General features: G+C 45.3%; 21 protein-coding genes. 13 read left to right on the top strand and 8 right to left on the bottom strand.

The window, feature by feature from the left end; translation table 11 throughout:
* Nucleotides 1-33: 33 nt before the first annotated feature.
* Complete coding sequence (gene nagC, locus AOT11_RS02825; protein WP_011149784.1) at nt 34-1,248, bottom strand: DNA-binding transcriptional regulator NagC; 1,215 nt, start codon at nt 1,246-1,248, stop codon at nt 34-36.
* Between the two features lie 2 nt (nt 1,249-1,250).
* Entirely contained in the window at nt 1,251-2,387 is a 1,137-nt protein-coding gene (gene nagA, locus AOT11_RS02820; RefSeq protein ID WP_017421028.1) for an N-acetylglucosamine-6-phosphate deacetylase, read from the bottom strand.
* A 491-nt stretch (nt 2,388-2,878) separates the two neighbouring features.
* Between nagA and nagE the strand changes: the two genes are divergently transcribed.
* Together nagE and glnS are read left to right on the top strand one after the other, a co-directional pair.
* Nucleotides 2,879-4,450, top strand: a complete 1,572-nt coding sequence (nagE, locus tag AOT11_RS02815) for an N-acetylglucosamine-specific PTS transporter subunit IIBC (RefSeq protein WP_017421027.1) — start codon at nt 2,879-2,881, stop codon at nt 4,448-4,450.
* Nucleotides 4,451-4,674: 224 nt separating this feature from the next.
* Nucleotides 4,675-6,345 (top strand): glutamine--tRNA ligase, encoded by a 1,671-nt coding sequence (gene glnS, locus AOT11_RS02810; protein WP_017421026.1) that lies wholly within the window; start codon nt 4,675-4,677, stop codon nt 6,343-6,345.
* Between the two features lie 105 nt (nt 6,346-6,450).
* Here the strand turns inward: glnS and fcrX are convergent, their stop codons facing one another.
* Nucleotides 6,451-6,900 (bottom strand): ferric iron uptake transcriptional regulator FcrX, encoded by a 450-nt coding sequence (fcrX, locus tag AOT11_RS02805; protein WP_026050458.1) that lies wholly within the window; start codon nt 6,898-6,900, stop codon nt 6,451-6,453.
* Nucleotides 6,901-7,095: 195 nt separating this feature from the next.
* Here fcrX and AOT11_RS02800 point away from each other — a divergent pair, with 195 nt between their 5' ends.
* Nucleotides 7,096-7,593, top strand: a complete 498-nt coding sequence (locus tag AOT11_RS02800; RefSeq protein WP_011078291.1) for a DUF4442 domain-containing protein — start codon at nt 7,096-7,098, stop codon at nt 7,591-7,593.
* A gap of 27 nt (nt 7,594-7,620) precedes the next feature.
* On the opposite strand, the gene fldA is transcribed toward AOT11_RS02800, so the two are convergent.
* The 3 genes from fldA to AOT11_RS02785 form a co-directional block, all read right to left on the bottom strand.
* Nucleotides 7,621-8,154 carry a flavodoxin FldA gene (gene fldA, locus AOT11_RS02795; RefSeq protein ID WP_011149787.1) on the bottom strand — a complete coding sequence of 178 codons (534 nt, stop codon included), beginning with the start codon at nt 8,152-8,154 and terminating at the stop codon, nt 7,621-7,623.
* A gap of 48 nt (nt 8,155-8,202) precedes the next feature.
* Nucleotides 8,203-8,424 carry a DUF2788 domain-containing protein gene (locus AOT11_RS02790; protein ID WP_011078289.1) on the bottom strand — a complete coding sequence of 74 codons (222 nt, stop codon included), beginning with the start codon at nt 8,422-8,424 and terminating at the stop codon, nt 8,203-8,205.
* Between the two features lie 113 nt (nt 8,425-8,537).
* Nucleotides 8,538-9,305 carry an alpha/beta fold hydrolase gene (locus tag AOT11_RS02785; protein ID WP_017421024.1) on the bottom strand — a complete coding sequence of 256 codons (768 nt, stop codon included), beginning with the start codon at nt 9,303-9,305 and terminating at the stop codon, nt 8,538-8,540.
* A 92-nt stretch (nt 9,306-9,397) separates the two neighbouring features.
* On the opposite strand from AOT11_RS02785, the gene seqA reads away from it, so the two are divergent.
* The 6 genes from seqA to AOT11_RS02755 all read left to right on the top strand — a co-directional run bounded on the left by seqA (nt 9,398) and on the right by AOT11_RS02755 (nt 15,997).
* Nucleotides 9,398-9,931: a replication initiation negative regulator SeqA gene (seqA, locus tag AOT11_RS02780; protein ID WP_017421023.1), complete on the top strand. Its 534-nt coding sequence runs from the start codon at nt 9,398-9,400 to the stop codon at nt 9,929-9,931.
* Between the two features lie 90 nt (nt 9,932-10,021).
* The gene (gene pgm, locus AOT11_RS02775) at nt 10,022-11,668 is read left to right on the top strand and encodes a phosphoglucomutase (alpha-D-glucose-1,6-bisphosphate-dependent) (RefSeq protein WP_026050457.1); all 1,647 of its coding nucleotides are present in this window, start codon (nt 10,022-10,024) and stop codon (nt 11,666-11,668) included.
* A gap of 409 nt (nt 11,669-12,077) precedes the next feature.
* Nucleotides 12,078-12,746 (top strand): helix-turn-helix transcriptional regulator, encoded by a 669-nt coding sequence (locus AOT11_RS02770; RefSeq protein WP_017421021.1) that lies wholly within the window; start codon nt 12,078-12,080, stop codon nt 12,744-12,746.
* A 22-nt stretch (nt 12,747-12,768) separates the two neighbouring features.
* Nucleotides 12,769-13,152 carry a RidA family protein gene (locus AOT11_RS02765; RefSeq protein ID WP_017421020.1) on the top strand — a complete coding sequence of 128 codons (384 nt, stop codon included), beginning with the start codon at nt 12,769-12,771 and terminating at the stop codon, nt 13,150-13,152.
* Between the two features lie 39 nt (nt 13,153-13,191).
* Nucleotides 13,192-14,598 (top strand): cation:dicarboxylate symporter family transporter, encoded by a 1,407-nt coding sequence (locus AOT11_RS02760; RefSeq protein ID WP_017421019.1) that lies wholly within the window; start codon nt 13,192-13,194, stop codon nt 14,596-14,598.
* Nucleotides 14,599-14,674: 76 nt separating this feature from the next.
* Entirely contained in the window at nt 14,675-15,997 is a 1,323-nt protein-coding gene (locus tag AOT11_RS02755; RefSeq protein WP_017421018.1) for a CoA-disulfide reductase, read from the top strand.
* Between the two features lie 35 nt (nt 15,998-16,032).
* Here the strand turns inward: AOT11_RS02755 and AOT11_RS02750 are convergent, their stop codons facing one another.
* Nucleotides 16,033-16,794, bottom strand: a complete 762-nt coding sequence (locus tag AOT11_RS02750) for a DUF1853 family protein (RefSeq protein WP_017421017.1) — start codon at nt 16,792-16,794, stop codon at nt 16,033-16,035.
* An 82-nt stretch (nt 16,795-16,876) separates the two neighbouring features.
* On the opposite strand from AOT11_RS02750, the gene AOT11_RS02745 reads away from it, so the two are divergent.
* Nucleotides 16,877-17,635 carry a Nif3-like dinuclear metal center hexameric protein gene (locus AOT11_RS02745; RefSeq protein WP_026050456.1) on the top strand — a complete coding sequence of 253 codons (759 nt, stop codon included), beginning with the start codon at nt 16,877-16,879 and terminating at the stop codon, nt 17,633-17,635.
* 77 nt (nt 17,636-17,712) lie between these two features.
* Here the strand turns inward: AOT11_RS02745 and AOT11_RS02740 are convergent, their stop codons facing one another.
* Nucleotides 17,713-19,002, bottom strand: a complete 1,290-nt coding sequence (locus AOT11_RS02740; protein WP_017421015.1) for a citrate synthase — start codon at nt 19,000-19,002, stop codon at nt 17,713-17,715.
* 395 nt (nt 19,003-19,397) lie between these two features.
* Here AOT11_RS02740 and sdhC point away from each other — a divergent pair, with 395 nt between their 5' ends.
* The 3 genes from sdhC to sdhA are packed head-to-tail and all read left to right on the top strand — an operon-like array spanning nt 19,398 to nt 21,895.
* The gene (gene sdhC, locus AOT11_RS02735; RefSeq protein WP_011078278.1) at nt 19,398-19,790 is read left to right on the top strand and encodes a succinate dehydrogenase cytochrome b556 subunit; all 393 of its coding nucleotides are present in this window, start codon (nt 19,398-19,400) and stop codon (nt 19,788-19,790) included.
* Nucleotides 19,784-20,128, top strand: coding sequence for a succinate dehydrogenase, hydrophobic membrane anchor protein (gene sdhD / locus AOT11_RS02730; RefSeq protein WP_011078277.1), 345 nt, complete (start codon nt 19,784-19,786; stop codon nt 20,126-20,128). The genes sdhC and sdhD overlap by 7 nt, the downstream gene beginning before the upstream one ends.
* A complete protein-coding gene (gene sdhA / locus AOT11_RS02725; RefSeq protein ID WP_011078276.1) occupies nt 20,129-21,895 on the top strand; it encodes a succinate dehydrogenase flavoprotein subunit in 1,767 nt (588 codons plus the stop codon).
* Nucleotides 21,896-21,902: the final 7 nt, after the last annotated feature.

The raw sequence follows: 21,902 nt of genomic DNA, 5'->3' as shown, positions 1-21,902 counted from the left end.
GTAACCTATGTAACTGGTTGATTGACAGGTGCTTTATTCACCCAACAACTTTTGTAACAAAACACCATTGAGCATAGCGCGTTTAATCATGGCAAACGCGCCCATCGTTGGCTGTTTATCGATCTGCGATGCGACAATAGGCAGTTGATTATGGAAGGTTTTTAGTGATTGGTTTTCCACATTACGTTGAATCGCAGGGAAAACAATGTCTTTTGCTGCAGTAATATCGCCAGCGATGACAATTTTTTGCGGGTTAAACAAGTTAATGGTGATCGCAATCGCTTTGCCTAACTGGTTGCCCACTCGAACTAAGCTTTGTTGCGCCAGTTCATCGCCTTCTAGAGCGTGGTTACAGACGTCCTGGATGGTAATGTGGTCCAGTTTTGCAAGTGATGACTCATAACCTTGCGCGATCAGTTTTTTCACGCGCTGAATAATTGCTGGGTTTGCTGCTACGGTCTCAAGGCAGCCGAAATTACCACATTGGCATTGTTCACCAAGAGGATCGATTTGAATGTGGCCAATCTCACCAACGTTGCGGTTGAAGCCAAGGAATACTTGACCATTGACGATGATGCCGGCACCGGTACCGCGGTGAACACTGACGAGAATCGAGTCTTGGCAATCTTGACTTGCTCCAAAATAGTGTTCAGCTAACGCCATGCCACGCACGTCGTTACCAACGAAACATTCAATACCAAATTTTTCACGAATGATTTCGCCTAAAGCGAGTTTATCGATATCCGTGTTAGGCATGTACTCGACCACACCAGTTGTCGGGTTAACAAGGCCTGGGAGCGTAATGCCGATAGCGATAAGTTGATCAATTTTATCTTGGCTGCGACTAATAAAGTCTTTCAGCAAAGCAGTCAGACCTTGCTGCAGATCGGATTGGTTGGTGTAACGAAAATCGTGCTGATCTTGTGCTAACGCCGTTCCACCTAAATCGTAGAGGCAAAATTGCACGTAGTCGCGACCAAGACGCACAGCAACAGAGTGGAAGGGTTTGACCTCTGTTGTTAACGAGATTGCACGGCGACCGCCTGTGGAAGCTTGTTGTGCAACCTCTTTGATCAATCCCCGTTCAAGGAGCTGGCGGGTGATTTTTGTGACACTGGCAGGTGCCAGTTGACTGACATCTGCCACTTGTATGCGGGAGATAGGTCCTTGTTGATCAATCAATCTGTATACAGCTGCGCTGTTCAGTTGCTTTACTAAGTCTACGTTGCCTATCTGTCCGCCATTCATTCTTAATTTTGCTCGTATTGTCCGTTAACAACCGTCGCTTTAACATTGAAGTCTCGATCGAAAATGGTCAGGTTAGCGATGTAACCTTTCTTAATTCGGCCTAGGTAACCATCCACACCAATTGCTTTAGCAGGGTAGAGTGTTGCCATACGCAGAGCTTCGTCTAAAGCGATTCCGACATGTTCAACCGTATTTTCGACCGCTTCGATCATCGTCAACGCTGAACCGCCCAATGTGCCATTCTCATCAACACATTTGCCATCACGGTAATATACTTTCTTACCAACAAAAATAAAGTAATCCATGTTAGCGCCTGCAGGAGCTGTGGCATCGGTCACTAATACTAGCTTCTCGCCTTTGATCTTGTGCGCAATTCTGATGTTTGCATAATCAACATGGAAACCATCAGCAATGATCCCAGCATAAACATCAGGAGTGTCATAAATTGCACCCACGACACCTGGCTCGCGACCAACCATTGGTGTCATCGCATTGAAAAGGTGAGTGGCAAAGGTGATGCCCGCTTCAAAGCCTTTTCTTGCCTCTGCGTAAGTCGCGTTCGTGTGGCCGATAGACACAACGATGCCCGCATTACGCAGCTTTTCAATATGTTCAGGATCGTTCAACTCTGGAGCCAGTGTCACTTTGGCTACGACGTCCGCGTTTTCGCAGATAAAGTCAACCATGCTGGTGTCAGAAGGACGGATATAGTCGACACTGTGAATGCCTTTTTTCATCACGTTGAGATAGGGACCTTCGAGATGCAAGCCAAGTGATTGGTTTTTGTACTTAGCATGGTACTCGCGTGCTGCCGTGATTGCGGCACGCATATCGGCATCAGAAGAAGTGATCAGAGTTGGCAGAAAGCTTGTACAGCCTGATTTCAAGTTGGCTTCATGCATAATTTGCATCGTTTCTGCAGTGATTTCGTCGTTCAGCATCACGCCACCACAGCCATTCAACTGTAGGTCGATAAAACCAGGGCTAACGTTAGCGCCTGCAAGATCTTTTACTTCGATTCCTGAAGGTAGATCCGCTGCAGGTACAATCGATGTGATCAAATCATTTTCGATGATGAGAGCGTGTTCAGAAAGAACATCACTTCCTGTATAAATTTTACAGTTAGTTAGCGCGTACATGTTCAGCTAATCCTTATCAAATGAGATTTAAATTCGTTTCATTTACGGATCCTTAGACAGCAATTCATCCAAAATATTGGATACTTAGTTTGTGTCGCTGAATTAGACCGTAAAGGCGGTACAGCAAGCATTGGCAAGATAAACTCTAAGCAACGTAAGATGCTGAAAATTATTTGTTTTTATAGTCAATTAAGTGATCTTAAAAGCCCTTTTAGCGTTTTGCTTCAATCAACAAGGGCAAAAAACGTTATTCATTTATCACTAAAAGTCTGAGAATTTTATCGCCAATTCACCATTTTTTTGAATGATAAAATAAGTTTTATGATCTCGCTAGCAAAAACCTTTGGGAAGGGCAAAATCTGGTGATTATGATCACAAACAAAGAGCTTTTAATTTGCGGAGCAAAATTAATGTCATAAACTGGAAAAGACTAAATTGGACGACTAAAAAAAGTCTTCCGAAAAATGAAAATCCTATAGGGGGAACTTAAGGTGAATATTCTTGGATACGCGCAAAAGTTAGGTAAAGCACTTATGCTTCCTATCGCAACGCTACCAGTTGCGGCGCTCTTACTACGTTTGGGTCAAGGTGACCTGTTGGATATCCCATTCATGGCGCAAGCTGGTGGTGCTATCTTTGGTCAACTTCCTCTTCTTTTCGGTCTTGGTATTGCGATTGGTCTTTCTAAAGACGGTCAAGGTGCTGCAGGTCTAGCAGGTGCAGTGGCGTACTTTGTACTAACTGCAACGGCAACAACAATTGATGCTTCTATCAACATGTCGTTCTTCGGCGGTATCATCGGTGGTATCATTGCTGGTCACTCATACAACGCTTTCCATGCTACACGTCTTCCTGAGTGGTTGGCATTCTTCTCTGGCAAACGTCTAGTGCCTATTATGGCAGGTCTATTCTCACTGGTTGCTGGTGCAGTTGCTGGTGTGGTTTGGCCTTCAATCCAAGGCGGTCTTGATGCTCTAGCACACGCTGTATCGACTTCTGGTGCTGTAGGTCAATTCGTTTACGGTACTCTAAACCGTGCACTAATTCCTGTTGGTCTTCACCACGTTCTTAACTCATACTTCTGGTTTGGTATGGGTACGTGTCAAGAGATCCTAGTAACAGGTGCTCAATCAGCTGGTCAAGCTCTACCTGCTCTACAACAGCTTTGTGTAGACCCAGCACTAGCGAAAACTCTTGTTGCTGGTCAAACTCACACATTTGAGTTTGCTAACGCTGTAACTCCTGAAATCACAGCAACAGTGAAAGAAGTAACTGAAACAGTGAAATCTGGTGACCTACACCGCTTCTTCGGTGGTGACAAAGGCGCTGGCGTATTCATGAACGGCTTCTTCCCTGTGATGATGTTTGGTCTACCAGGTGCTGCTCTAGCGATGTACCTAGCAGCTCCAGCAGAAAAACGTAGCCAAGTTGGTGGTGCACTGTTCTCTGTCGCGTTCTGTTCATTCCTAACCGGTATCACAGAACCACTAGAATTCATGTTCGTGTTCCTAGCTCCAGCACTATACGCTCTACACGCTGTGTTCACTGGTCTAGCACTAGTTGTAGCAAACATGTTCGGCACACTACATGGCTTTGGTTTCTCAGCAGGTCTAATCGACTTCCTATTGAACTGGGGTCTAGCAACTAAGCCATTCGTACTGCTACTAATCGGTCTAGCTTTCGGTGCTCTATACTTCTTCACTTTCTTCTTCGCAATCCGCGCATTCAACCTGAAATCGCCAGGTCGTGAAGATGATGATTCTGAAACAACTGCGCCTTCTGGTGATGCAAAGAGTGGTGATCTAGCTCGTCAATACCTAAAAGCACTAGGCGGTCATGAGAACCTTACATCAATCGATGCATGTATCACTCGTCTACGTCTAACGCTTAAAGACCGCTCTGTTGCTGACGAAGCAGTACTTAAGAAACTGGGTGCTAAAGGTGTGGTTAAGCTTGGCGAAAACAACCTACAAGTTATCCTTGGTCCTCTAGCTGAAATCGTTGCTGGTGAAATGAAAGCAATTGGTGTCAACGAAGACCTATCAGAAGTGAAACTGCCTTAATAGCCATCACTCTGAATGATATGAAAGCCTCCTTCGGGAGGCTTTTTCTGTTTTGGCACTCTATCTTGGTCTTTTCAGACAAATAATCCCATTTAAACGCGAGATCTTATTGTCTAATGGTACAGAATTGTGGATCATTAACGACAGTTTGCTCTGAAGTCGCGTTGACGTTTCAGAGCTAAGTTTTCTCTGAACAATACTAAAACAAACTTGAGGTGCTTTAGATGAGTGAAGCTGATGCTCGTCCATCAAACTTTATTCGTCAGATCATTGATAAAGATCTGGCGGATGGCAAACACACGAGTGTGCATACACGATTCCCACCGGAGCCAAACGGCTACCTACACATCGGCCATGCAAAATCGATCTGTTTGAACTTTGGTATTGCTCAGGACTATCAGGGTAAGTGTAATCTTCGTTTCGACGATACCAACCCTGAGAAAGAAGACATCGAATACGTTGAGTCGATCAAAAATGATGTGAGCTGGTTAGGCTTTGAATGGGATGATGAGATCTGTTACTCATCGAACTATTTCGACAAGCTTTACGAGTATGCAGTGGAACTGATTAACAAAGGCTTAGCGTACGTTGATGAGCTAAGTCCAGAGCAGATCCGTGAGTACCGTGGTACGTTGACTGCGCCAGGTAAGCCTAGCCCTTATCGCGATCGTTCTGCGGAAGAAAACCTTGCGCTGTTTGAAAAAATGCGCGATGGCGGTTTTGAAGAAGGTAAAGCGTGTCTTCGTGCGAAGATTGACATGGCGTCGTCGTTCATTGTTATGCGCGATCCTGTTCTTTACCGCGTGCGTTTTGCGTCTCACCACCAGACTGGTGACAAATGGTGCATTTACCCAATGTACGACTTTACGCACTGTATTTCAGATGCGTTAGAAGGCATTACGCACTCAATTTGTACTCTTGAGTTTATGGACAACCGTCGCTTGTACGATTGGGTTCTCGACAACATCACTATTGATTGCCGTCCTCATCAATACGAGTTCAGCCGTCTGAACCTTGAATACACGGTGATGTCTAAGCGTAAGCTCAACCAGTTGGTGACTGAGAAGTTGGTTAATGGTTGGGATGACCCACGTATGCCGACTATCTCTGGTTTACGCCGTCGCGGTTTTACACCAGCATCAATTCGCGAGTTTTGTAAGCGTATCGGTGTGACGAAGCAAGAAAACATGATCGAGTTTAGTTCATTGGAATCTTGCATCCGTGATGATTTGAATGAAAATGCCCCTCGCGCGATGGCGGTGTTGGATCCGGTTAAGCTAGTGATTGAAAACTTCCCGGCAGGCGAACTAGAAAATCTGACGGTTGCTAACCATCCAAATAAACCAGAAATGGGTGAGCGTGAAGTGCCGTTTAGCCGTGAAATCTGGATCGAGCGTGAAGATTTCCGCGAAGAAGCAAACAAGAAGTACAAACGCTTGGTTCTTGGCAGCGAAGTGCGTCTGCGTGGCGCGTATGTGATTAAAGCTGAGCGTGTTGAGAAAGACGACGAAGGTAATATCACGACCATCTTCTGTACTTACGATTCAGAGACTTTGGGTGTTAACCCTGCGGATGGCCGTAAAGTACGTGGTGTGATTCATTGGGTATCGGCGGATAAAGGTGTTCCTGCTGAAATTCGTCTATACGATCGTCTGTTCACGGTACCAAATCCTGCAGCGGCAGATGATTTTGCTTCAACCATCAATCCGGACTCTTTGACGGTGATGAATGGCTTTGTTGAGCCAAGCTTAGTGGAAGCAGAAGCTGAAAAAGGCTATCAGTTTGAGCGTATGGGTTACTTCTGTGCGGATTCTAAAGACTCCTCTAAAGAGCATTTGGTTTTCAACCGCACTGTAGGTCTACGTGATACTTGGGCGAAGATTGAAGCGAAATAAGCGCTATTAAGCTAAGAAAAAACCCAACTCATTGAGTTGGGTTTTTTATTGGCGCAACAAAAAGCCAGCAATATGCTGGCCTTTAAAAACTATCGAGCGTCGATATCAGCTCTTACGTTTATGCGCGTCTGGATTACCTTTGCATGAGCCATCGCCACACTTGCCGTAAAGGTAGAGGCTGTGGTTTGTCAGTTGAACATTATAAGCGGCGGCGATTTCTTTTTGGCGCTCTTCAATAATGTCATCCGAAAACTCAATAACTTCACCGCAGTCGAGACAAACTAGGTGATCATGGTGATGTTGAGTTGAAAGTTCAAATACCGATTTACCGCCTTCAAAGTGGTGGCGAGTAACAATACCGGCATCATCAAACTGGTTCAACACTCGATATACTGTCGCAAGGCCAATCTCTTCGCCAAGATCAATCAGCTTCTTATAAAGGTCTTCAGCACTGATGTGTTGGCAATCCGGTTGCTGTAGTACTTCTAAAATTTTCAGCCTTGGAAGGGTAACTTTAAGACCAGCATCCTTTAGCGCTTGGTTATTGTCTGACATATACTTTCCCGTTGATGATCTGCCGCGATTAACAGAATTCAATATTCTGAACATTATAGGTTAACCAGAGATAACAATAAACCACGAACTTCAAAGGGTTACTATATTCTTTTTGTAAATTCGCGTTAGGTCGCTTATATTGCTCATCTGACCAGTTACAATTTAATAACAATTTGCAAAGAGAGCTAGGAAGGCATGAACAAGCAACTCGCGAAGATCTACAAACCGGGAATGGTTAAGTTCGCTTTAAACATTTGGCCTCCATTTTGGGGGGCGGGAATTCGCATTTTACGTATAAGTGATGATTTCCGTACGGTTGAAATGAGACTGAAATTGCGTTGGTGGAACAAAAACGCCAATCGTACTCAGTATGGCGGGAGTATTTTCTCTTTAACGGATCCAGTTTATTCATTAATGCTGATGGGGATCTTGGGGGAGGAGTACTATGTCTGGGACAAGGAAGCGAGCATTAACTTTATTCAACCTGGAAAAAGTGATCTCTTTGCTAAGTTTGAGATCTGCCAATCGGTGTTAGATGAGATTTACTCCGTGACCAAGAGAGGGGAGAAGTGCTTTCCTGAGTTTGTCATCCATGTCAAAGATGCACAAGGGAATGTGGTTTCGGAAGTTCAGCGTAAGCTGTATGTACGCAAAAAACCGCAATATCGAGAAGAAGTTATCGTGACAAACTAAAAAACCTCCCGAAGGAGGTTTTCATCATTAGTCTTCAAGCTCTGCTAGGCACATTTCTTCGTAGATTTGTTCAACCCAGTTTTTCACACGCTCTTCAGTGAGTTCTGGTTGGCGATCTTCATCAATGCATAAACCGACGAATAGGCTGTCATCACCAGCAACTAAGGCTTTTGACGCTTCAAACTCATAGCTCTCAGTTGAAGTGTGACCTAGGATGGTGCCACCTTTTGCTTCTACGATATCGCGAACTGTGCCCATTGCGTCACAGAAATATTCTGCGTAGTCCTCTTGGTCGCCACAACCAAAAATGGCCACTAGTTTAGTCGAGAAATCGATTTTCTCTAACTCTGGGAAAAAGTCATCCCAATCACACTGAGCTTCACCGTAGTACCAAGTTGGGATGCCTAAAAGCAGCAGGTCGAAGTTGTCGATATCTTCTTTACTACTTTTTGCGATGTCTTGTACGTGAACGAGTTTTTTACCTAGTTGCTTTTGAATCATCTTAGCAACGGCTTCGGTGTTGCCTGTGTCGCTGCCGAAGAAGATACCTACACTTGCCATAGAGTTTATACCTTTAATAATGTCTGTTGTTGGCACGGATGCTGTGATTTAACCCAGCCCTGTGCCTTCCCAGCTAAGCTGAATAATACCTTTTGCGATAAAACCGGCACAGCCAAGGAAGAGCACTAGCCACACAATACGACGACCAAATACCGGAACATTTCCCTGGTTTAATACGTCTTTTATCGCCATACCAATAAGAAAGAAGATAGACGCAAAAAGAAGATCGAGTCCAATCGATTCCAGCATGTTCATGTAGTCGTAGAGCATAGTGTTCCTTTCATGCCAATTTAGCTTGCGCGCACTATATCACTCTTACGCCATAAAGTTAATGCACACAAAGTGGGGATATCCCAATAAAACTTGGCGATTTTTCGTATTTGTTAACTAGAAATGAATTTTCTGATCGCACGAAGAACTTCTGCTGGTTTTTCAGCGTGTAGCCAATGCCCAGTACCAGCGATAACGTGCGCTTTTGCTCGACTAAACTGCTGCTGAACCAAGCTTTGATGCTCTGTCGTCAAATAGTCAGAATCGCCTCCTTTGACAAACAAGGTGGGAATGTTGGTCTGCTCTATCGGTATCCAACCTAATATTGAATCGTAGTTAGCGATCAGGGCGCCGACATTGAATCGCCATGCCAAATGATTGCCTTCTTTGTACAATGACTTGGCAAGAAACTGTCGAACGCCATCGAGTTCAATGTGGTGCGCGAGTAATTGCAACGCCTCATGGCGTGATGTTGGCTTCTGTTCCATCACCGCGCGCAGTCCGTTAAAAACATTATCATGACGCCTTTGTTGGTACGCGACGGGGGCCATGTCTAACACGATCAACTGAGTGACGAGATTAGGCGCGAGATTGGCCATTTTCATCGCGACTTTTCCACCCATTGAATGGCCGATGACAATCGCTTTATCGATACCTAATGTGCTTAGCGTGTCGATAACATCTTGAGCCATGAGCTTGTAATCGTGTTGTTGAGACTTAAAAGATAAGCCATGGTTACGGAGGTCTAAGCTGATGACACGATGATCTTGTGAGAGATCTCGTGCGAGTAGACCTAAGTTACTTAAACTGCCGAACAAGCCGTGTAGCAAAACAATGGCTTGACCGTCACCTTCGAGTTTGTAATTGAGCAATGCTGACATTTTATCTTGTTCGTGATGGGTTTAACGTGGAGTATCCGCGAGGATCTCGTTATAATCCCCCAGAGTTTAAACATTGAGATTGTGAAAAGCGAATGAAAACAATTGAGGTTGATGAGGATCTATACCGTTACATTGCTAGTCAAACCCAGCATATTGGCGAAAGTGCATCGGATATTTTGCGCCGCCTATTGAATGTGGATGGACGTCAGACTGTTGCCCCTATTACGATAGAACCGAAAGGCATCGTAGTAAGCAAAGATGCAGGCAAAGACACTCAACTTGATGGCGTAAAAGAGATGCGCTCACTATTAATTTCTGATGAGTTTGCCTCATTAAAGAAAGCCATCGATCGATTTATGCTTGTGCTGAGCACGCTACATCGCATCAACCCTGAGTCGTTTACTCAAGCGACAAAAGTGAAAGGTCGTAAGCGTGTTTATTTCGCCGACAATGAGGCGACATTGCTAGAAAATGGCAATACGACAAAACCAAAATCCATTCCAGGCACGGGTTTTTGGGTGATTACCAACAATAACACCAGCCGAAAAAGGCAGATGGTGGAACAGGTGATGGTACATATGGAATTCCAGCCTGATTTAATTGAAAAAGTAACAGGTTCAATTTAAGAAACCTGATAGAAGCCTCATAATGCGCAAGATTATGCCGATATTATGAGGCTTTTTTGTTTGAGTATATTTTAAGAAAGGATGTCATTAATGGCTATGCACCCTCGTGCAGGGCAGAAAGCTCTGCAAGAAGATCTTCACAATATCCCAGCACTCGTTGCTAATTATTTCCTCCTTCAACCCGATCCGACAAACTCAGCACACAAAGTAGAGTTTGGTACGTCAGGGCATCGCGGTTGTGCGGATAAATCCACTTTTAACGAACATCATATTTTAGCGATTGCTCAAGCGGTGGCTGAAGTACGTGCGGAGCAAGGGACAACGGGTCCTCTTTTTGTGGGTAAAGATACACATGCGTTGTCTGAGCCAGCGTTTTCTACCGTTGTTGAAGTGCTGATTGCCAATGGCGTCACGGTAATTGTACAAGAACAAAATGGCTATACCCCAACTCCGGGTATTTCCCATGCGATCCTGACATACAACTTACAACATGAAGAAAAAGCAGACGGTATTGTGATCACTCCGTCTCATAACCCACCACAAGATGGCGGTATCAAATACAACCCGACTCATGGTGGCCCCGCTGAAGGTGAGCTAACTCAGCGAATTGAGAATCGTGCAAACGTACTCATCGCAGAGGGGTTGCAAGGTGTTAAGCGTATGCCGTTGGCGCAAGCGAAAGCATCATCGCTATTTGTAGAGCAAGATCTGGTCAAACCTTATGTTGATGATTTGGTGAATGTGATCGATATGGCTGCCATTCAAAAAGCAGGCCTGAAACTGGGTGTCGATCCTCTCGGCGGCAGTGGCATTGATTATTGGCGTCAGATTGGTAAAGCATACAATTTAGATCTTACTTTAGTGAGTGAAGCCATTGACCCTTCTTTCCAGTTTATGTCATTGGATAAAGATGGTGTGGTTCGTATGGACTGTTCTTCTCCCTATGCAATGGCAGGATTGCTGGCACTAAAAGATCAGTATGATCTCGCGTTTGGTAATGACCCAGATTACGATCGCCATGGTATTGTCACGCCAAAAGGCTTGATGAATCCGAACCACTTTTTAGCTGTTTGCATTGATTACCTATACCGTCATCGTCAAGGTTGGGCTGCGGATGTGGCTGTGGGTAAAACCCTAGTTTCTAGCGCCATGATTGACCGAGTGGTAGCCGATCTTGGTCGTGAGCTATGTGAAGTACCGGTTGGCTTCAAATGGTTTGTGGATGGGTTGTACAACGGTAAGTTTGGCTTTGGTGGTGAAGAGAGTGCTGGAGCCTCATTCTTGCGCCAAGATGGTACACCATGGTCGACAGACAAAGATGGCATCATTCTTTGTTTACTGGCTGCGGAAATCACCGCAGTGACCGGTAAAAACCCGCAGCAATATTACGACGAGCTGGCGGCTAAACATGGTGAGTCTCAGTACAGCCGAATCCAAGCGGTTGCCAATGGTCCTCAGAAAGAGGTACTGAAGAAGCTCTCTGCTGAAATGGTTAAGGCAGAGACCTTGGCCGGTGATGAGATTACCGCGAGACTGACCCATGCGCCCGGTAACGGCGCAGCGATTGGTGGTCTAAAAGTGACAACAGCGAACGGTTGGTTTGCTGCGCGTCCATCGGGTACTGAAGATATCTATAAGATCTATTGTGAGAGCTTCAAAGGCGCAGAACACCTCAAACAAATCGAGTTGGAAGCGCAAGAGATTGTCAATCAAGTCTTCGCCGAAGCAGGTCTATAATTCTTTACTGCTGATAATCGATTTCTAATGATAATTAAAATCCCAAACACAGCGTTTGGGATTTTTTATTGTCGGAATAAAATTAAATTCATATAGCGAATGCGTTTGTTTTATTTATTCTCGCTGTTTATTTTAATGATTTTGTCGAAATTGAGTTAGATCATTAAATAATGAAACTCTGCTCTGTTTCGATTAAAATTTTTAAACCATGATTAAGTTTAAATAATTAAACGACTATTGGTTGTAATTGGTGATTTTGCTCGAGAATAATCCACGTTAATTCAGATTAAATTTGATTCAGATCGCTTTTAATTTGTCCAGATTAAGTTTAAAAATGTCTACTCATACTTGTTGGAGTAACTCTAAAGGAGTATTTTTTTGTCATTGAGTTTAAATATGTAAACTGACGATGATGAGTGTAAAACAAGTACGATTTACTAACGAAGACAGAGAAGCGCTGAAAAGTTACTACCGCCTTGCTGACACGATTGCAGATCTCATAGGTCCTCACTGTGAAGTGGTTATTCATTCTTTTGAAAGTCTTGAAAACTCTGTGGTTAAAATCGTCAATGGTCATCATACAGGACGCAAAATCGGTTCACCAATTACCGACCTTGGGCTTCGCATGTGGAGTCGTTTTGAAAAAACGGGAGAAGTGTCACCAAAGAGCTATTTCACTAACTCGGCGGACGGTTCGTTACTAAAATCGACAACATGTGTGCTTGATGGGCCAAATAAAAAACCTATTGGTATGTTATGTATCAATATGAATCTCTCTTTTCCGTTTCCTGAGATCATCAAAACCTTACTTCCTCAATGTACGTCGGCTAATTCGTTGGTTCATGAAAATTTCAGTAATAACGCGAATGACGTTATTCAACAAGCACTCGCGTCAGCAATAAGTGAAATCGAGAACAACACATCCGTTACGGCAAAAGGTCGCAATAAAGCCATTGTTCGTCATCTTTTTGAAAATGGTATTTTTGAACTGAAAGAGACGACGACACAGATATCAGAAAGCTTGGGGATCAGTCGCCAAGCTATTTATAAATTTATTCGAGAATTCAAATCAGAATAGTTCGTTAATTAAGGAGTTTAACGTGAAAGAAATTATATCTACATCAGCGGCACCAGCGGCCATTGGCCCATATTCGCAAGGAACCATTTATGGAGATTTGGTTTACACCTCTGGCCAGCTTCCATTAGTACCAGAAACAATGCAATTTGTTGAAGGTGGGATTAAGGAACAAGCAAAACAGTCTCTGGATAACCTGAAAGCGGTATTGGAAGCCAGTGGTGCTGGGTTCGATAGCGTACTGAAAACCACTTGTTTTCTTTCCGATATGGAAAACTTCGCTGCATTTAATGAGGTGTACACCGAGGTGTTTGGTACTGAGAATGCACCAGCACGCTCGTGCGTCGAAGCGGCACGACTGCCAAAAGACGCTTTAGTTGAAATTGAAGCCATTGCCTACAAAAAGTAACGGCCATCCGGAAACCATGAGCATCAATAGGAGACTCTCATGAGCTTATCATTCATCGCATTAAGCGTATTGTTCTTCGGGTTCTATGCGTTACTTGCGAACTTTAAAAAACAAAAGAAAAGCTTTAACTTCCGCGTACTGAGTGCGCTTGCTGCTGGTCTGTTATTCGGCGGTGCGATTCAACTCGTATTCGGTGTTGGCAATGTTGCAACGGCAGGCTTTGCTGAACTGATTTCTGTGTTCGGTAAAGGCTACATCAAGCTTCTACAAATGATCGTGATTCCACTGGTCTTCGTGGCCATGATTTCGTCAATCATGAACGTAGAGGGCGGTGGCGCACTATCTCGTATCGCGCCCAAAATCATCGGTATCCTACTTTTCACTTGTGCTATCTCCGCCGCTGTGGGCATCGCAAGTATTTACCTATTCGGTATCGATGCCAATGCACTCGTGAGCTCAATTGGTACCAACAGCGCCATTGAAGCGCGCGGTAATGCTTTGGTTGCAACCCAGAGTGCGATGGCAAGCAGTGGCCTATCTGGCATGGCGTTATCCATTATCCCAACCAATATTTTCGACATGCTAACGGGCTCTCAGCGCACTTCAACACTATCGACGGTACTGTTCGGTATGTTCCTTGGCTACTGTATCCTGCAAGTGAAAAACCGTAAGCCGGAGAAAGTGCAAAACTTCGTTGATTTCATCAATGCTGCCAAAGAAGTGGTGCTTTCAATGGTACGTGAGATTCTCAAGCTGACGCCTTACGGTGTGTTCGCTCTGATGACCACGTTTATGATGACCAACGATTTGTTCGCGCTGGCGGAAATGGGGCGCTTCCTACTCGCAAGCTATGTGGCCATTGGAGTGATGTTTGCGATCCACTTCGTGATGGTGTCTATGTTTGGCCTATCGCCTGCGAAGTTCATGAAGAAGACTTGGCCTGTACTCGTCTTTGGTTTTGGATCTCGTTCAAGTATGGCTGCTATTCCACTCAACGTAGAAACGCAAACTCAGCGTTTGGGCGTGGATGAAGAAACGGCGAATATGTCAGCAACATTTGGTACCAGTATCGGCCAGAATGGGTGTGCGGGTATCTACCCTGCAATGCTTGCAATCATGGCGTCTCAAGTGATGGGCATTCCAGTTGATTTAAGTTTTGTACTACAGCTGATCGCCGTTATCGCGATTGCGTCATTCGGCATTGCCGGTGTGGGTGGCGGTGCAACGTTCGCTGCAGTGGCGGTACTAACCATTATGGGCCTTGATATCACGGTGGTAGCGATTCTAGTTTCGATCGAAGCATTAATCGATATGGCTCGTACTGCGCTTAACATCTCTGGCTCAATGCTGTCTGGTGTGCTTACCGCGAAGAAAAATGGCTCGTTAAATCTTGAGCAATACAACGCAGAGAATGGCGCAGCCGCGACCAAAGAAGCGGCAGTGTAATGTGTAAATGAAATGGAGAGCACCCTTGAAGGGTGCTCTTCGGTTTTCCTAAGTTCAGTTTATTTAGGTAGTAAATATGAAAGTTGTTGTCGTAGGCGGTAGCGCCGCTGGGATGAGTTTTGCCGCAAAGTACAAGCGTAATCAGCCATCGGATGAAGTGATTGTGCTGGAGAAGCGAGATTACATCTCATTTGGTGCGTGTGGCTTACCGTACTTTGCTGGTGGCATGTTTGATGACACCGAGCGTATGATTTCTCGTACGCCAGAACAAGCGATTGAATCTGGTTTGGATGTGCGCATTGAAACCGAAATGGTAGCATTAGATCGCATTGAAAAGCGGATCACGATTCGTCATCAAGGTGAAGAAACCACTTTAGATTACGATATGCTGGTGATTGCTACTGGTGCTCGCCCAATCGTCCCTTCGTTTTGTGAGTTCAACCCAGAGCACGTATACACACTAACCAGCATGGAAGATGGCTTGGCGGTAAAACCAGCACTTAAGGACAGTAACAAACAACGTGTTTGCGTGATTGGCGGTGGTTTTATTGGCCTTGAGGTGTTTGATGCCGCACACCTGCTCGGTAAGCACGTCACCATCATTGAACGCGAGCAACATGTCATGAGTCGTCAATTCAGCCCTGAAATGATCGAAGTTGTGGAAGGCGCGATTCGCGAATCGGGAGCAGAGCTTAAAACCAGTTGCAGCGTATCAGCCATTCGCGACGCGGAGCAGGGCGGTTACATCGTAGAAACCGACAACGGCAATGTAGAAGCAGACGTTGTGATCATGTCACTTGGTTTTAAACCAAATACAGAAGCATTCGAGTTACCTAAAGCGGCTAACGGCGCGTTGCTAGTGGATGAGTTTGGCGCAACTGAAGATGCACACATTTACGCTGTTGGCGACTGTGCCGTGGTTCACCACATGGCGCTAGGCAAATCAGTGTATGTTCCACTGGCGACGACAGCCAACAAACAAGCGCGCATGATGGCGGATAAGCTTGCTGGCAAAGACACTTACATGAATGGTTTCCTAGGTTCATCTTGCTTAAAAGTGTTGGACTACGAACTAGCATGCACTGGCGTATCTGAACTGCTCGCGAAAGAGCATGGCTTAGATGTGAGGGTTTCCACTATTTCAGATAAGAACCAAACCGATTACTACCCAGGCCAAGAAGACATCAAAGTGAAGCTGGTTTACCACCCAGAGACTAAGGTTCTACTTGGCGGTGAGATTGTTGGTAAAAAAGGTGCAGTGGGTCGAATCAACGCGCTAGCGGTTGCGATTACGGCCAAAATGACCACACAACAGCTAGGTTACATGGACTTTTGCTACGCGCCGCCATTTGCACGCACATGGGATGCATTAAATGTGGCTGGCAACGTCGCGAAATAATGGCACAGTACGAAGGGAAGCGATGCTTCCCTTTTTTACATTCCATTGTGTGGCCAATTATCCGGCACGATAAACCAGAATTGGCCACTTTTACTTTGTGCGTGAACAAACCTATCCTGTGGTTCCTGGACTGGCGTGTCAAACTCGCTGGTTCCCACGGCCCAATGGTGTTTTTCCAACGCATAGAGCGGTTCAGGTATTTGAGACCATTGATGGGCAAAACACCAGTATCCTTTGATTACCTGCGCGTTGAGGGAATACCCCAAGCACTTTTGAGGGATGACTTGATCTAAAAAGGGATTAATGTAGAGCCGCCCTTGCATGAGAAGGTGTTCGCTGCAATTGCGGTATTGGGGATGCGATGCTAAGAATGCCTCGTTTGAGCTCATCTTCAATTGGTGGTTGAGCATATGGTTTAACTTTTTGTCGAGGCGATCTTTCGCATTAGGGCCGTACCACAAACCATCGTGCAACAAGTAGAACTTGATCGCCACCTCCCAATGCTGGTAGTTCGAGTCAGCAGTGTTGCGCAACATAAAGTCGATGGCGCCGAGTGTGCGCCGGTGATCTTTTAGCTGCAGTTCTTCTTCAACCAAATCAATCGTTTTGGTGTTTTGAAATAGAGTGCTGCATAGGTGTTGATATAAGAAGCCCAATCTCTTGTTGCCTTGATAGGGAGGTAAGGTTGATGGCACAGAGGCATCGAGTAACTGTAACTGAGCAAAAGGTGGTTTCAGTTCAAACAGAGAGGGAGAATGTAATATCCAGTGTAGAAAGCGCTGTTGTGATTCCATCATTGTGCTCGAGGTTGGATCCGATATTGTATTGCTGACAAGCTTGAGTATACACTTTGCGGGTAACTTAAGTCTGGAATCTAAGATGAACAACCTCGAATTAGAAAAAATCTTAAATGAGAAACTGACCCCCCAGTTGATTAAGGATTACTGCCCAAACGGCCTGCAAATCGAAGGCAGTGAGACGATAAAAAAAATCATCACCGGAGTGACCGCTTCTCAAGCGTTAATCGATAAAGCGGTTGAACTCAATGCTGATGCACTGCTTGTGCACCATGGCTATTTTTGGAAAGGTGAAGCTGAGCCTATCCGTGGCATGAAAGGAAAACGCGTCCGCACTCTGATCAAAAATGATCTCAACTTATTTGCTTATCACTTGCCTCTCGATATTCACCCAGAGCTCGGTAACAACGCTGAGCTGGCACGTTTGCTTGAGATAAAGGTTGAGGGTGGTTTAGAAGGGCATCCTCAATCCGTGGCCATGTTTGGGCGCCTCAAACAGCCGCTTACAGGGGCTGAGTTTGCCCAAAAACTGGCATCTGCGCTTCACCGCGAACCTTTGCACATTGCCCCAGAAAATCGCCATAAAATGATTGAAACGGTAGGTTGGTGTACTGGTGGTGGACAAGATTACATTGAGCTTGCTGCACAACATGGCCTAGATGCTTTTATCTCTGGCGAAGTTTCAGAGCGAACCACTTACAGTGCCCGAGAGTTAGATATCCATTACTATGCCGCTGGCCATCATGCTACTGAGCGGTACGGAATTAAGGCGCTTGGAGAATGGTTGGTACAACAACACCAATTGGATGTTGAATTTATTGATATCGATAATCCGGTATAGGCGAAATATCATAAAGTCGTAAAACAAAAAGGGTTGAGACCATGTCTCAACCCTTTTCAATTTTAACACTGTGCGTATTACTCGCGTTCGTGCATAGGTTGGAAATCGCGTTGAACTTCCCCTGTGTATAACTGACGAGGGCGACCGATACGGTTCAGTGGATCACTGTGCATTTCGTTCCAGTGAGCAATCCAACCGATGGTGCGTGAAATTGCGAAGATAACGGTAAACATTGAGACTGGAATGCCAATCGCTTTCAGAATGATGCCTGAGTAGAAATCAACGTTCGGGTACAGTTTCTTCGAGACAAAGTACTCGTCTGAAAGAGCAATGCGCTCAAGTTCCATTGCAACATCAAGCAGTGGATCTTGAATGTTGAGCTCTTTAAGCACTTCATGACAGGTTTCACGCATAACGGTTGCGCGTGGATCGTAGTTCTTGTAAACACGGTGACCAAAGCCCATCAAACGGAATGGGTCATCTTTGTCTTTCGCTCGATCCACGTACTCAGGAATGTTGTCGACTGAACCAATCTCTTCCAACATCTTCAGACACGCTTCATTTGCGCCGCCATGAGCTGGACCCCAAAGCGATGCAATACCTGCCGCAATACAAGCAAACGGGTTTGCACCAGAAGAACCCGCCAAACGTACTGTTGACGTTGACGCATTCTGTTCGTGGTCGGCATGTAGAGTAAAGATCTTGTCCATCGCACGTGCAACGACAGGGTTTACTTCATATTCTTCACATGGTGTAGCAAACATCATGTGTAGGAAGTTTTCTGCGTAGCTCAAATCATTGCGAGGGTAGATGAACGGTTGGCCTGTTGAGTACTTGTAACACATAGACGCAAGCGTTGGCATTTTAGACAACAGACGATACGCAGTGATCTCACGATGCACGTCGTTGTTGATGTCTAAAGAATCATGGTAAAACGCAGCAAGTGCGCCAACAACGCCACACATTACTGCCATAGGGTGTGCATCACGACGGAAGCCATGGAAGAAGCTGGCAATTTGTTCGTGCACCATAGTGTGGCGAGTAACAGTTGTTTTGAATTTCTCGTATTGCTCACGAGTAGGGGCTTCACCGTAAAGTAGAATATAACAAACCTCTAGATAATCAGCGTTGTTTGCAAGCTGATCAATAGGGTATCCACGGTGAAGCAGGATGCCTTTTCCGCCGTCGATGTATGTTATTTGCGATTCACAAGATGCAGTGGCAAGAAAACCCGGGTCGAAAGTGAAGTAGCCGTTCGCTCCTAGCTTACGAACATCAATTACGGGCGTTCCTAAAGAACCTTCCATAATTGGCAATTCGATCGGCGCTTTACCTTCAACATGAAGGGTCGCTTTCTTATCCGCCATAACAATCTCCTTTGTTTATTATTTAATCCGTCCAGGATGTTTATATGCCTTTTTTGTACTGGTGTTAAAGATTAAAGTCAATTCTTCTCCCTTTTTGTGTGCACTTGTTATTATTTTTTGCATTAAAATCGTTAAAAATCTGTTCTGTGTAGCATAATTTGTTACATCAATTGTATTAGAATGTTGCCAGCCGTATAGTGGCGCAGAAATTTTTGGTTAACTCCTTATAAATTCGGGGCTAGAAACAATTGTGAGGTGTTTCTTTTAGCTTTTTTGTTAACAAGTTTTTTACAATTTAATGGAATCATTTGCCGGAATGTTGTTAATTAAATGTTAACTTTTGTGGGGTTGGGAGCCAAAATTCGTTCATAACAATAAATGCTCAATGGAGCTGAGTGAGCAAGCCCGTGAAAGAAAGAAAGTCAAGACCTGTTAATTTAGATTTACAGACCATTCGCTTTCCTATCACAGCAATCGCGTCCATCCTGCACCGTGTGTCAGGTGTGATTACGTTTGTTGCGGTGGGAATTTTGCTTTGGTTACTATCCATTTCTCTGTCATCCCCAGTAGGCTTTATGGAAGCAAGCGACATCGTCGATAGCTTCTTTGTGAAGTTTATTCTATGGGGCATTTTAACTGCGTTGGCATACCACATCGCTGGTGGTATTCGTCACCTGATGATGGACTTAGGCCATTTTGAAGAGCTTGAGTCTGGCGCAATGAGTGCCAAAGTTGCATTTGCTGCCACCGCTGTCTTATCACTATTGGCGGGGATTTTGGTATGGTAAAACACGTTTCCTCTGTTGGTCGTAACGGTGTGCACGATTTCTTATTGATTCGTGCAACGGCCATCATCATGACTCTTTACACCATTTATCTTGTTAGCTTCTGTGCGTTCACAGATATCAACTATGCATCCTGGACTCAGTTTTTTGGTGGTACTTTTACTAAAGTCTTCACCATGCTTGCTCTCGCTTCTGTCCTGATTCATGCCTGGATTGGATTATGGCAAGTGCTGACTGACTACATCAAGTGCGCCAAATTGCGTGGCGGTTTACAACTGGGTGTGATCGCACTGCTGTTCGGGTATTTCTTCTCTGGTCTGTTTGTATTGTGGGGTGCATAAGTGTCTATTCCAGTTCGCGAATTTGATGCCGTAGTAATCGGCGCTGGTGGTGCAGGCATGCGTGCTGCACTACAAATTTCTGAGCAAGGCCTTTCTTGTGCATTGCTATCTAAAGTATTTCCAACACGCTCACACACTGTATCGGCTCAAGGTGGTATTACCGTTGCTCTCGGTAACTCACACAAAGACGATTGGCAGTGGCATATGTATGACACCGTTAAAGGTTCCGATTACATTGGTGACCAAAACGCCATTGAGTACATGTGTAAGAATGGTCCTGAGTCAGTGATCGAGCTTGAAAAAATGGGCCTGCCTTTCTCTCGTTTTGATAACGGCAGTATCTACCAGCGTCCATTTGGTGGTCAGTCAAAAGAGTTTGGTGGCGAGCAAGCGGCTCGTACCGCTGCAGCGGCAGACCGTACTGGTCACGCACTGCTCCACACTCTGTATCAGCAAAACGTAAAACACAAAACCATGATCTTCTCTGAGTGGTATGCACTTGATTTGGTGAAAAACCAAGATGGTGCGGTTGTGGGTTGTACAGCGGTATGCATGGAAACGGGTGAAATTTGCTACTTCAAGTCGAAGGCGACCATTTTAGCAACCGGTGGTGCTGGACGTATCTACGCTTCGACAACCAATGCACACATCAATACAGGTGATGGCGTTGGTATGGCACTGCGTGCGGGTGTTCCAATGCAAGATATGGAAATGTGGCAGTTCCACCCAACGGGTATTGCTGGTGCTGGTGTTCTTGTAACGGAAGGCTGTCGTGGTGAAGGTGGTTATCTTCTTAACAAAGATGGCGAGCGTTTCATGGAGCGTTATGCGCCGAATGCGAAAGATTTGGCTGGTCGCGACGTTGTGGCACGTTCAATGATGATCGAAATCCGTGAAGGTCGTGGTTGCGATGGTCCTTGGGGTCCACACATTAAACTCAAGTTGGATCACCTAGGTAAAGATGTGCTTGAATCGCGTCTACCAGGCATCTGTGAGTTGTCGCGTACCTTCGCTCACGTTGATCCAGTAAAAGAGCCAATCCCAGTTATCCCAACTTGTCACTACATGATGGGTGGTGTACCGACGCAAGTTTCTGGTCAAGCGATCAAACAAACTGCCGATGGCAAAGACGTCGAAGTTCAAGGTCTATTCGCGTGTGGTGAAATTGCTTCTGTATCAGTACATGGTGCAAACCGTCTAGGTGGTAACTCACTGCTTGACCTCGTGGTATTCGGTCGTGCAACGGGTCTTCACCTTGGTGAAACTTTGGCGGCACAAGCGGAAGCTCGCGATGCATCAGCATCGGACATTGAAGCATCACTTTCTCGCTACATGCGCTGGGAAAACAGCAAAGGTGGTGAGGATCCAGTTCAGATTCGTAAAGATCTACAACGTTGTATGCAGAACAGCTTCTCGGTATTCCGTGAAGGTGACGCTATGGCGACAGGTCTGGAAGAGCTGAAAGTGATTCGCGAGCGCCTGAAAGATGCACATCTTTCTGACAAATCAACTGAGTTCAATACTCAGCGTATCGAGTGTTTGGAGCTAGACAACTTGATGGAAACGGCATTCTCAACAGCAGTTGCGGCCAACTATCGCACAGAAAGTCGCGGTGCTCACGCCCGCTTTGACTTCCCAGATCGTGACGATGAAAACTGGCTATGCCACTCTATCTACAACCCGGAAACGGAGCAAATGAGCAAGCGTGATGTCAATATGACGCCTGTTCATCGTGATGCGTTCCCACCAAAAGTACGTACATACTAAGGGAGGA

It is taken from the genome of Vibrio vulnificus NBRC 15645 = ATCC 27562, from assembly GCF_002224265.1.
GTDB lineage: Bacteria > Pseudomonadota > Gammaproteobacteria > Enterobacterales > Vibrionaceae > Vibrio > Vibrio vulnificus.
This window is presented reverse-complemented; position numbering and strand designations above follow the sequence as displayed.